This is a genomic window from Clostridium nigeriense (assembly GCF_900086595.1).
In the GTDB taxonomy this organism is placed as follows: Bacteria; Bacillota; Clostridia; order Clostridiales; family Clostridiaceae; genus Clostridium; species Clostridium nigeriense.
Genome location: NZ_LT575472.1, coordinates 1563257 through 1575961, shown reverse-complemented (window position 1 = coordinate 1575961; position 12705 = coordinate 1563257). Strand labels below are relative to the sequence as shown.

General features: G+C 28.6%; 12 protein-coding genes and 2 pseudogenes. 3 read left to right on the top strand and 11 right to left on the bottom strand.

Going from position 1 to position 12705, the window contains the following annotated elements:
* Positions 1–61: 61 nt before the first annotated feature.
* The 7 genes and pseudogenes from BN6774_RS07455 to BN6774_RS07425 all read right to left on the bottom strand — a co-directional run.
* Positions 62–1270: pseudogene (locus BN6774_RS07455) on the bottom strand (ABC transporter ATP-binding protein); the annotation flags it as partial.
* A pseudogene (locus tag BN6774_RS07450) lies at positions 1270–2019 on the bottom strand (ABC transporter permease); the annotation flags it as partial. The pseudogenes BN6774_RS07455 and BN6774_RS07450, both read right to left, overlap by 1 nt.
* A complete protein-coding gene (locus BN6774_RS07445) occupies positions 2019–3101 on the bottom strand; it encodes an ABC transporter permease (protein ID WP_066892008.1) in 1083 nt (360 codons plus the stop codon). The pseudogene BN6774_RS07450 and the gene BN6774_RS07445, both read right to left, overlap by 1 nt.
* Entirely contained in the window at positions 3101–4621 is a 1521-nt protein-coding gene (locus tag BN6774_RS07440) for an ABC transporter ATP-binding protein (protein ID WP_066892005.1), read from the bottom strand. The genes BN6774_RS07445 and BN6774_RS07440 overlap by 1 nt, the downstream gene beginning before the upstream one ends.
* A 134-nt stretch (positions 4622–4755) precedes the next feature.
* The gene (locus tag BN6774_RS07435; RefSeq protein WP_066892002.1) at positions 4756–5844 is read right to left on the bottom strand and encodes a BMP family lipoprotein; all 1089 of its coding nucleotides are present in this window, start codon (positions 5842–5844) and stop codon (positions 4756–4758) included.
* Between the two features lie 250 nt (positions 5845–6094).
* Complete coding sequence (locus BN6774_RS07430) at positions 6095–6772, bottom strand: DUF554 domain-containing protein (RefSeq protein ID WP_066891999.1); 678 nt, start codon at positions 6770–6772, stop codon at positions 6095–6097.
* A 153-nt stretch (positions 6773–6925) separates the two neighbouring features.
* Positions 6926–7804, bottom strand: coding sequence for a polysaccharide deacetylase family protein (locus BN6774_RS07425; RefSeq protein WP_066891996.1), 879 nt, complete (start codon positions 7802–7804; stop codon positions 6926–6928).
* 171 nt (positions 7805–7975) lie between these two features.
* Between BN6774_RS07425 and BN6774_RS07420 the strand changes: the two genes are divergently transcribed.
* Genes BN6774_RS07420 through BN6774_RS07410 form a run of 3 tightly spaced genes read left to right on the top strand, consistent with a single transcriptional unit; the run spans position 7976 to position 9999 of the window.
* Positions 7976–8872, top strand: coding sequence for a DUF5685 family protein (locus BN6774_RS07420; protein WP_066891993.1), 897 nt, complete (start codon positions 7976–7978; stop codon positions 8870–8872).
* A complete protein-coding gene (locus BN6774_RS07415) occupies positions 8872–9480 on the top strand; it encodes a J domain-containing protein (protein ID WP_066891990.1) in 609 nt (202 codons plus the stop codon). Before BN6774_RS07420 ends, BN6774_RS07415 begins: the two co-directional genes overlap by 1 nt.
* 24 nt (positions 9481–9504) lie before the next feature.
* On the top strand, positions 9505–9999 hold the full coding sequence (locus tag BN6774_RS07410) for a hypothetical protein (protein WP_066891987.1): 495 nt from the start codon (positions 9505–9507) through the stop codon (positions 9997–9999).
* A gap of 172 nt (positions 10000–10171) precedes the next feature.
* On the opposite strand, the gene BN6774_RS07405 is transcribed toward BN6774_RS07410, so the two are convergent.
* From BN6774_RS07405 to BN6774_RS07390, 4 genes are all read right to left on the bottom strand, one after another.
* Positions 10172–10384 carry a hypothetical protein gene (locus tag BN6774_RS07405; protein ID WP_066891984.1) on the bottom strand — a complete coding sequence of 71 codons (213 nt, stop codon included), beginning with the start codon at positions 10382–10384 and terminating at the stop codon, positions 10172–10174.
* Between the two features lie 33 nt (positions 10385–10417).
* On the bottom strand, positions 10418–11794 hold the full coding sequence (locus BN6774_RS07400; protein WP_066891981.1) for an MATE family efflux transporter: 1377 nt from the start codon (positions 11792–11794) through the stop codon (positions 10418–10420).
* A 121-nt stretch (positions 11795–11915) separates the two neighbouring features.
* Positions 11916–12278 (bottom strand): YccF domain-containing protein, encoded by a 363-nt coding sequence (locus BN6774_RS07395; protein ID WP_066891978.1) that lies wholly within the window; start codon positions 12276–12278, stop codon positions 11916–11918.
* Between the two features lie 28 nt (positions 12279–12306).
* Positions 12307–12675 carry a CoA-binding protein gene (locus BN6774_RS07390; RefSeq protein WP_066891975.1) on the bottom strand — a complete coding sequence of 123 codons (369 nt, stop codon included), beginning with the start codon at positions 12673–12675 and terminating at the stop codon, positions 12307–12309.
* Positions 12676–12705 lie beyond the last annotated feature (30 nt).

Below are 12705 nucleotides of genomic sequence, written 5' to 3'. Positions count from 1 at the left end.
GCTCCTGCTAAAAGTCCTAATAATACAGCCATTATTGATTTTATGCCTTGATTCTTTTCCATTAGCTTTCACCTCTCTTTATTCCTGCCATCATTAGCCCTACTTCATTTTCATCTGTTTCATCAGCATTTACAATTCCTACAAGCTCACCATTATTAACAATAGCTATTCTATCCGAAACATTTAAAACTTCATCTAATTCAAGAGATACTAAAAGCACTGCTTTACCATTATCCCTTTGTTCAACCAATCTTTTATGTATGTATTCTATAGATCCAACGTCTAAACCTCTAGTAGGTTGAACAGCAATTAATAAATCAGGATTTGATAATATTTCACGTCCAATAATTCCTTTTTGCTGGTTTCCTCCTGATAAAGATCTTGCAATTGAAGCTCCACCTTCACCTGATCTTACATCGAAGGTTTCTATTATTTCATCTGAATATTTTTTTATTTCTTCTCTATTTATTAAACCATTCTTTGAGAAAGGCTGATTCTTATATGCTTTTAAAACCATGTTATCTTCCATAGTATAATCTAAAATAAGTCCTCTTTTATGCCTATCCTCTGGAATATGAGCTATTCCTTCATCTATTCTTTTTCTTATAGAGTGCTTTGTAATATCCTTTCCATTAAAGAATATTTTTCCTTCCTCTATATTTCTCATTCCTGTTATAGCTTCAACTAACTCAGTCTGTCCATTTCCTTCTACTCCAGCTATACCAACTATTTCGCCTTTTCTAACATTTAAAGTGAAATTCTTTAACCCTAAAACTTTTTTATTATTTTTAACACTTATATTTTCTATTCTTAGTACTTCTTCTGAAGGCTTAGCCTTTGTTTTTTCAACTTTAAATGATACTTGCCTTCCAACCATCATTTTAGCCATATCAGCTTCTGAAGTTTGCTTAACATCTACAGTACCTATATATTTTCCTCTTCTTATAACAGTACATCTATCTGCTGCTTCTTTAATCTCCTTTAGCTTATGTGTAATTAAAATTATTGATTTTCCTTCTCTTATAAGATTTTTCATAATTCCAATTAAATCTTCAATTTCTTGTGGTGTTAATACTGCTGTTGGTTCATCAAAAATAAGAACTTCAGCATTTCTATAAAGCATCTTAAGTATTTCAACACGTTGTTGCATACCAACAGAAATATCTTCTATTTTTGCATAAGGATCAACATTTAAACCATAAGCTTTAGATAATTCTGCTATTTTTTTTGCTGCACTTTTTATATCTACAGTCAAGAATTTTTTAGGCTCAAGANAAGTGGTCTCCACTGTCCAAATATTAAAGCTGCTAAGGCTAAGAATCCAAGACCAGCAACACTTCCATTAAATTCTCCAGCAAAAGTTAAAAGCATTATAGCTCCACCTAAAGCTGACATACCACCTGATATCATAACTCCTAAATATCTCATTTTAAACACACTAACTCCAGCTGCTGCAGCTGCTTGAGGATGCTCACCACAAGCTCTAAGTCTTAATCCAAAGCTTGTTTTATATAATATAAATATACTTAATATTAAAATTAACAATACTAACCATGTAGTTATATAAGTCTTGGTGAAAAATAGTGGACCAATAACAGGAATTTCAGACAATACTGGAATATCCTTTGGAATAAATCCATTAGTAACTCTTATATTACCACTACCAGTAATATTTCTTGCTAAAAATATAGTTAAAGCTCCAGCTATCATATTTATAGCTGTACCACTAATAACTTGATCTGCATTTAAATTTATACTTGCAAAAGCATGTAGTAATGAAAATAAAATTCCAACTAACACTGCTACTAAAAGTCCTATCCATAAAGCTCCAGCTACACCATTTGCTTGTAATTTAGAAACTGTTAAAGCCCCTGCAAAAGAACCTACTATCATCAGTCCATCTAATCCTATATTTACAATTCCACTTCTTTCGCAATAAAGTGCTCCTAAAGCAGTTATAAGTAAAGGAATTGTATAAGAAATTGCATATGGAAAAACTTGCTCAATTATACTCCACATTATTTTTCCACCACCCTTTCATTTGAATTATCTTTTTTTCCTTTATTTTTTGATTTCTTAAACCACTTAATTACCTTATCCATAACCATACTAGTTGCTGCAAAGTATATTATTGTAGCCATTATAGTATCTGCAAGTTCTGGTGGTACTTTTACAGCAGCATTCATAAATCCTTTACCTACATAAAGTACTCCAAAGAATAATGATGAGAACATAACTCCAATTGGATTACTTGCTCCAAGTAAAGCAACTGCTATACCATCAAAGCCTTGGCTTGGCATAACTCCAATTTGCATTATGTTAGCATTACCAGTGTATTGTATTGCTCCTGCAAGTCCTGATAAAGCTCCTGCTATCATCATTGAAATAACAATATTTCTATTAACAGGCATCCCTGCATATTCAGCACCAAATCTGTTAAATCCACCTGCTTTTAATTCATATCCTAAAACAGTCTTATTTAAAATAAACCATATTATTAAAACTGTTATTATTGCTAAGAAAATCCCTAAATTTATATATGAACCTTTAAATATGTCTGAAAGCCATTGTACTTTTAAAGTAGCTGCTTCTGGTAGCATTTTAGATTCAGTTTCTAAAAATTCTCCTTTAAAATACTGTGGAACCATATAATAAACCATCCAATAAGCTATCCAGTTCATCATTATAGATGATACTACTTCATGAACATTAAATTTAGCTTTTAATATTCCAGGAACTATTCCCCATATTGCACCGCCAAGAATACCCACAAGTACTACTACTGGTACTAATATTCCTTTTGGTAAGTCTAAAGTTAACCCTGTAGCTATAGAACAAAATCCTCCAAATAGCATTTGTCCTGGAGTTCCTATATTAAATAAGCCTGTTTTAAAAGCAAAGGCAACTGATAGACCAGTAAGCATTAATGGAGTTGCTGTTGCAAGAGTATTACCTATTCTTTCTAGGTTCTTTAATCCACCCATAAATAGATATTTATATCCTTCTGCTGGGTTAAATCCCATAATTAACATTAGTAAGGCTCCTGCTAAAAGTCCTAATAATACAGCCATTATTGATTTTATGCCTTGATTCTTTTCCATTAGCTTTCACCTCTCTTTATTCCTGCCATCATTAGCCCTACTTCATTTTCATCTGTTTCATCAGCATTTACAATTCCTACAAGCTCACCATTATTAACAATAGCTATTCTATCCGAAACATTTAAAACTTCATCTAATTCAAGAGATACTAAAAGCACTGCTTTACCATTATCCCTTTGTTCAACCAATCTTTTATGTATGTATTCTATAGATCCAACGTCTAAACCTCTAGTAGGTTGAACAGCAATTAATAAATCAGGATTTGATAATATTTCACGTCCAATAATTCCTTTTTGCTGGTTTCCTCCTGATAAAGATCTTGCAATTGAAGCTCCACCTTCACCTGATCTTACATCGAAGGTTTCTATTATTTCATCTGAATATTTTTTTATTTCTTCTCTATTTATTAAACCATTCTTTGAGAAAGGCTGATTCTTATATGCTTTTAAAACCATGTTATCTTCCATAGTATAATCTAAAATAAGTCCTCTTTTATGCCTATCCTCTGGAATATGAGCTATTCCTTCATCTATTCTTTTTCTTATAGAGTGCTTTGTAATATCCTTTCCATTAAAGAATATTTTTCCTTCCTCTATATTTCTCATTCCTGTTATAGCTTCAACTAACTCAGTCTGTCCATTTCCTTCTACTCCAGCTATACCAACTATTTCGCCTTTTCTAACATTTAAAGTGAAATTCTTTAACCCTAAAACTTTTTTATTATTTTTAACACTTATATTTTCTATTCTTAGTACTTCTTCTGAAGGCTTAGCCTTTGTTTTTTCAACTTTAAATGATACTTGCCTTCCAACCATCATTTTAGCCATATCAGCTTCTGAAGTTTGCTTAACATCTACAGTACCTATATATTTTCCTCTTCTTATAACAGTACATCTATCTGCTGCTTCTTTAATCTCCTTTAGCTTATGTGTAATTAAAATTATTGATTTTCCTTCTCTTATAAGATTTTTCATAATTCCAATTAAATCTTCAATTTCTTGTGGTGTTAATACTGCTGTTGGTTCATCAAAAATAAGAACTTCAGCATTTCTATAAAGCATCTTAAGTATTTCAACACGTTGTTGCATACCAACAGAAATATCTTCTATTTTTGCATAAGGATCAACATTTAAACCATAAGCTTTAGATAATTCTGCTATTTTTTTTGCTGCACTTTTTATATCTACAGTCAAGAATTTTTTAGGCTCAAGACCTAAAATAATATTTTCAGTTACAGTAAAGTTTTCAACTAATTTAAAATGCTGATGAACCATACCTATACCTAAATCATTAGCTACATTTGGACTTGAAATTTTAACTTCTTTTCCATTTACTTTAATCATTCCTGATTCTGGCTGATACATTCCAAATAGCATTCCCATTAATGTAGACTTACCTGCTCCGTTCTCTCCTAAAAGAGCATGAATTTCTCCTTTTTTAAGTTGTAAGGTAACATTATCATTTGCTACAATACCTGGAAATTCTTTACGGATATTAAGCATCTCTACTACATAACTCATGAACATCCTCCCTATCTTATTCCTATTTACATACTGAATACCTAGATTATCTTTTTCTGTTAAATTAATCTAATTATTCCTTTATAGAAGAAAAAGACGGTTTTTCCGCCTTTTTCTTATTTCTTAAGCTTAAATTACTTAATTAAATCCCCTTGTTCTGCCTTAACTTCTATTTCCCCATTTTTTATTTTATTATAAACTTCATCAACTTTTGAGATAGTATCAGCACTTAAATTTGGATTATTCTCTGGAAGTCCAATACCATCATTTTTAGCATCAAATGTTAAAGTTTTTCCTCCTGGGAATTTTCCTTCTAAATCATCTTTTATAACATCAAAAGTTGCTGTATCTATTTTCTTCATTGCTGAAGTTAATATTACTGATTTATCGCCATCGTATTTACCGTCTTCATATTGATCAACGTCAACACCAATTATCCAAGCTTCTTTTCCAGCTGCAACTCTAGCTTTAGCTTCATTAATTGATCCAACACCAACTCCACCAGCTGCTACGAATATTGCTTTAACCCCATTATCATACATAGTTGCTGCTAATTGTTGTCCTGCTGCTACGTTATCAAATGAACCTTGATAAACTACATTTTCTGGCTTTACGCTCATTTTTGTTCCTAAATTATCATTAGCATACTTAACACCTTGTTGGAATCCCCAGTTAAACTTTTGTACTGAAGGAATTTCCATACCACCGATGAATCCTAAGTCTCCTTCTTTTAATTCAACAGCTGCTGCAACTCCTGCTAAGAAACCTGCTTCCTGCTCTGCAAAGTAAATAGCAACAGTATTATCTCCTAGTTTTTCTACTCTATCAGCACCAGTTTTTCCATTGTTTGGAGAACCGTCTATTATTACAAATTTAGCATCAGTATATTTATCTTGAGAGTTAAATATTGCAGTTTCAAACTTAAATCCAGGAGTAACTATAAATTTATATCCTGTATCATAAAGATTTCCTATTTCCTTCATATATTCTGCCTCTGTAGTTCCAGTAGGCTTTAAGTAATTACTATCAATACCTAGTTCCTCTTTTGCCTTTTGGATACCTTCCCAAGTACCTTGGTTAAATGATTTGTCATCTATAGTTCCTGCATCAGTAACCATTCCTACTTTTATTTTTTCTCCCTCTGCTCCTGATGTGTTTCCACAACCAATTAGTCCTGTAGCCATTAAAGCAGATAATGCTAAAGCTATTACTTTTTTCTTCATAAATATCCTCCTTATCATTCGTTCCGTAAAACTTATCCTTCGAACTTTCAAAGTGATTATACAATATCTAGTTCGCAATTTCAACAAATAAAATTGTTTTTCATGTATAATCGACTTTTTATAATTCGCAATATTATAAATTTTTTGTATATTCTTGAATTACTCTTATTTTTATCAAATAATTTAATATTAATACAGATTATCTAAAAGTATTTATTTATATTTTATGTAAATTATATTTCTTTATTATTTATAATAAACTTAAGACAACAGCTACTATAATTGATGGTAATAAATTTGAAATTTTAATTTTAGTAACTCTTAAAATATTCAATCCTAGTCCCATAATTAGAATACTTCCAACTGCTGTCATGTTATTAATTGCTACATCATTAAGAAATGAAGATAAAAAACCTGCCATTAATGTAATACTTCCTTGATATATAAATACTGCAAAAGCTGACAACATTACACCAATACCTAATGTAGATGTAAAAATAATCGAGGTTATTCCATCTAACAATGATTTTGCATAAAGAGTGCTGTGATTATTATTTAATCCACTTTCCAGGGATCCAACTATTGCCATAGCACCAACACAAAATAGTAAAGTTGCGCTTACAAAACCTTGAGAGATAGAAATGTTACTATTATTTTTGTTAAACTTTTTTTCTATTTTATCTCCAAAAGACTCGAGTTTTCTATCTATATCTATAAGTTCTCCAATTAGTCCACCTACAGCAATAGAAATAATAATTACCATTGTATTGTTTCCTTTTAATGCACCAGATATACCAATATAAATTACACATAAAGCTAGTCCATTCATTATAGTTTCATTAATATTTTTACTTATTTTTCCCTTAACAAAAAGTCCTATTAAAGCACCTACAATTATGCTTAAAGTATTTATAATTGTTCCTAACATAATTTCCTCCTAAAATTTAATATTTTACTACTAATATTACTATAAATTCATCCTTTCTAAAATTAAAAAAAGTATAAATAGCTAATAAAATAACTTGTTTATACTTTCTTTTATATTAAAAAGAAGCTTAAATAAGCCTCTTATTAATTAAATTTAATTTAAAAAATCTTTAAATATATTTTTAAATGATTCTATATCCATAGGAAAAATCCTAACTCTTTTTAAAGAATATAATCCATCATTAATACTAGAAATTCCATATTCAGTTGTTACTGCCGCTTTGATTCCTATTTCCTTTTCTACCTCTATAGTTTCCTCATCGTATCTTCCAACGGGATAGCAAATATATTTACTATCTGCTCCCACCTTTTCTTTTAATTCATTTATTCCTTCTATTATTATGTTTGCTTTATCATCTCTAGAAATATTGGTGAATTCAATATGTCTTGAAGTATGATTTTCAATTCCCATTCCACCTTCTTTCATTTCTTTAAGCATAGCTGAATTCATATAAAATCCATCAGCATCTATATTATTAGTTATTATAAAGAAGGTTCCTTTCATATTGTTTTCCTTTAAAATTCTATAAGCATCTGTATAATTATCTGAATATCCATCATCAAATGTAATTGCAACAGGTTTTTTAGGAACATAACCTGTTGTATATGCCTCTACAATATCATCTAATAGCATTGGTGTAAAACCACTTTCCTTAAGCCACTTAATTTGTTCTTCAAATTGCTTTACAGGTATCAATAGACTATTATTAGGATCTGCATCAGAAATTGAGTGATACATTAATATTGGAATTCTAACATCATTAATATTTAATGTTACATAATCATTTTCATTTTTTTTCGGCAACTTTTCTTCTTGTACTTCAATATCTTTATCTTCATTTTCTATTACTTCATTGCTATTAGCATCTTCGACTTTATTTTTTTCATATTCCTTATTATATAAATACTTACCTCCCAAAATAATTAATATAATAATTGCAATCCATAAAATTATAGTAAAAATTTTCTTCATATTCTATCCCCCTTACAATATATACAAAATATATATTTTGTTACTTTATTTGTCAATATATTTTTTAATTGTTTCTATTTTTTTAATATTTTCTAAATTATTTCTAAATCATTGTTAATAATATTTTATTTTTGTATAATTAATCTAAACTAATAGTAAGGAGTGTTTTTATTGTTTGGATATGTAACTCCTCTAAAAGCTGAGCTTAAAGTTAAGGATTTCACTAAATTTAGAAGTTATTACTGCGGTTTATGTTTGCATATAAAAAGTACTGCAGGTAATTTACCTAGAATGGTTTTAAATTATGATATGACTTTTTTAGCTGTACTTTTAGATTCTTTATCAATTAATGAACCAAAATTTCAACTTAATCGCTGTATAGTTCATCCAAAAGAAAAGAAGCCAGTTGTTATTAATAATGATGCACTAAAATATTCAGCTGCAATGAACTTAACACTTTATTATCATAAAATTAAAGATGATATTGAAGATGATAATGATATTAAAAGTAAAGTATTAGAAAAAATTTTGTATCCCTATCAAAAGAAAATAAATAAATCTATTGATGAAATTAATATTAATATTAAAGATAACCTAAAAATTTTAAGAGAATATGAAAATAATAAAAATTTTTATTCAATAGACGAAATCTGTCATCCATTTAGTGATATAGTTGGTAACATACTTAAAGCTTACCCTAATAAACTAGTTAACGACAGTGATGAATTAAGAAATAATTTGTATAGCTTAGGCTACACTTTAGGAAAATGGATTTATTTAATTGATGCTTTTGATGATTTAGAAAAAGATATGAAAGAAAATAAATTTAATCCAATTAATTTTTTGTATAATGAAGATAATAAACCTTATGATAATTTAGTACCATTAATTAAGGATAGATTAGAATTTACAATAATTAATTGTTCTTATAATTGCAAGGAAATATTATCTCTACTACCGCTAAAAAGAAATGAATATATTTTAAAAAATGTTTTAGAACTAGGTATGATGGATAAATACTTAGGTATATTAAACAATACTAGAGAAGATAAAAGGAGTGGCAAATAATGAACCCATATGAAGTTCTAGGATTAAAACCTGGTGCAAGTCAAGAAGAAATAAAAAAAGCTTATAGAAATTTAATTAAACAATATCACCCAGATCAATATGGTGATAATCCTTTAAAAGACCTAGCTGAAGAAAAAATGAGAGAAATAAATACAGCTTATGATATGCTAACAAAAAACTCTGGAAGCTCATATAGTAATGCTTCTGCTAATACTAATAGTTATTCCAATAATACTAATGACTCATATATATTATCTGAAATTAGAAGATTAATTCAAAGTAGAAATTTTGCTGAGGCGGAAAGAAAATTAAATTCAATTCAAAATAGAAATGCAGAATGGAACTTTTTATATGGAGTTGTTTTAACTAATAAAGGTTGGTTTGATGCTGGTCTTAAGCATATTCAACTAGCTGTAAATATGGACCCTAATAACTTTGAATATAGACAAACTTTAAATTCATTACATCAAAGGACTTCTGCTTATAGTGGTAACTACTATAGAACTACTGGAGGCTCTTCTGCAAATGCTTGTGATTGCTGTATGAACCTTTGGTGCTTAGATAGCATGTGTGAATGTATGGGCGGTGACCTTATAGATTGTTGTTAATTAAAATATTGGTGGTGTTTTTATATGAAAGCTAAAGAAATTACTCTAAGCGCTGTCTTAATTGCGCTTACACTAATTATTTTATATTTAAATTTAATATTCCCTATAAGTACTATTAGTATTCTTACATTGGCTTCTCTTTTAATACCAGTAGCTTTAATAAGAGGATCAATGAAAAGTGCTATTTTAGTATATATATCTTCATCAATTATAGGATTCTTTTTACTTCCTATTAATATAATCTTATTATATATACTTTTTTTCGGTATTTACGGTATAGTTAAGTATTTTATTGAAAAGATAAAAAATATACCTTTAGAAATATTATTAAAACTTATATTTTTTAATATGATTTTCTTTATTTCTTTCTTCTTATTTAAGTCTTTTATTGCAATACAAATAACCAAACTACCTTTAGGAATTTTTTGGATATTAGCGCAAGTTGTTTTTTTAGTTTTTGATTACGCATTATCATTATTAATAACTTTTTATTTAGAAAGAATACACACTAAATTATAAAAATGCGAACATTTTTATAATGAGAAATTTAAAATTTAGAATGTAGAATTAAAGAAAAAAATCCTTCAGATTTTTAAATAAATGGTTTTCCACACCAATATAAATTAAGGATGTTTTGCTGTGCAAAACATCCTTAATTTTATATTCTATATTTTAAGATTACTTCGCAATCTTATTCTAATATTGAAAATATAATTTCTAATATTCCTTCAAAGGCAATTCCCAATACTTCTATAAATGATTTACTCAACTTAGAATTTCTCTTCTTATCTTCAGGCTTATTAATATAAAATTCTTCTCTTTTCTCAGGATTTGAATTATAATAATAAGCTTCCTCATAAGTTTTTATTTCTTTGAAAACAATTTTATTCCCATTTCCCTCCAAAACTTTCTCCCCCAAATACCACATTCTTTTTATTTAAACTTTCATTTTTTTATCACTATTACCAAAAGTTTTTTTATAAAATATTGTAAATACAATTACTGTTGTCAATGCTGCTGTTATATCTGATATAGGTTCAGCCGCTAAAACAGCCGTTAACTTATTTTCTGAGCTAACAAATGTAGGCAAGATAAATATCAATGGAACAAGTAAAACTATCTTTCTTAATAAAGCCATAAATAATGATATTTTCGCTTGACCTAATGCTAAGAAAGTCTGTTGACAAGCAATTTGAGCTCCAAAAATAATTATTCCTCCAAAGAATATTTTCATACTCCATGAAGTTATTTCAATAAGTTCTGGTTTATTATTGAATATTCCTACAAAGAATTCTGGGAATAACATTAAAGCTCCCCACATTGTAATTGTATAAACCAAGCATGATGTTAAAAGCAATTTAAAAGTTCTTTTTACTCTATCTGTATTCTTAGCTCCAAAGTTATAACTAATTATAGGCTGTGCTCCTTGAGATAAACCTAAAAGAGGTAAAGTTACAATTTGCATTATGCTACTCATTATAGTCATAGCCCCTACAGCTAAATCTCCCCCATACATTGAAAGCTTATTATTTAAACTTATTAATACTATACTTTCTGTTGCTTGCATTATAAATGGAGACACTCCTAATGCAGTTATAGGTAACAAAACATTTAGTCTAGGAGCCAAATATTCTTTTCTTATTTTTAATATACTCTTTCTTCCAAAAAGGAACACCAATACCCAGATTGCTGATACAAATTGAGATAATATTGTTGCAAGAGCTGCTCCTTTTACACCTAAATTAAAGATAAATATAAAAATAGGATCTAATATTATATTTATTATTGCTCCAATAACAACTGTAATCATTCCAACTTTAGCAAAACCTTGAGTATTTATAAAAGAATTCATACCTAATGCAATTTGAACAAATACTGTACCAAATAAGTATATAGTTAGATAGTCTACAGCATATCCAATGGTTGCTTCACTCGCTCCAAAGGCCCATAATATATTTTCTTTAAAAATTAAAAATACAACTGTACATATAATTCCTATTATAATAAGTGTAGAAAAACTATTACTTATAATTTTTTCAGCACCATCATTATCTTTTTCTCCCATTTTTATTGCTGCAAGAGGGGCTCCACCCATACCAATAAGAGCTGAAAAGGCTGAAATAATCATTATTATTGGAAAGGCCACTCCCACTCCTGCCATTGCAATATCCCCATTTGCCATTCTTCCAATAAATATTCTATCAACAATGTTATATAATACATTAACAAGTTGAGCAATAATTGCTGGAAGGGCTAAACTTAATAATAGCTTTCCTACTGAACCTTCTCCTAGGTTAGTTTTAGCTTTAGTCATATATCACTCTCTCCTTATTTATTATTTTTTCGTTTGTATAAACTAAACTCATACATTATAGAATAATATACTACTAAAAGTAGAAATATTAAACTTCTTTTACAAAAATTTAAAATATTTTCTATATTATTTCTTTCCCAAAAGGCATTAAAGATAATTTTGCTAATTTTAAAGATTGAACAGCAAAAGGTATTCCTATAATAGTAATGCATAATAAGAATGCACTTAATAAGTTACTTATACAAAGTCCAAGACCACCAAAAATTATCCAAAGTATATTTAATAATAAATTCACACTATTATCATTTTTAGTCACAACTTCTTTTCCAAAAGGTGCAAACTGTAATCTTGCCATTTTAAAGCATTGCATTCCTATTGGAAGTCCTATTATTGTTATACTCCATAAACATCCAACAATAAGCCATCCTAAAGCATTAAAAAATCCACCAAATATAATCCAAACAATGTTTCCTAAACAAGACATAAACATTCCCCCATTTTAATTGTAGTATTTAAATATTTCTTAATTGAACTAAAGCACAATTTTCTATTGCATTTATTTTATTTTCCTTACAATAAACTAATATTTCTTCACTTTCTGCACCTGGTTGAATTAAAATATTTTTTATTTCTAGCTCTCTCGCTTCTTTCAAGTATTCAATTCCTAATTTTGAATTTATACATAAATCAATTGCATTTATTTTATACGGTACTTCTTTTAATGACTTATAAACGCCTTCACCACCTTTTGGATGGACTCCTGCAACTGTATATCCCTTATCCTTAAATTTCTCTAAAATTTTATAAGCATATTTTTCTTTATTATTTACATCCCCAATTACAACCCAATTATTTTTCATTATCAATTCCTTAATATCCATTTCTAACCTCCTGATTTTATTATCTTTATA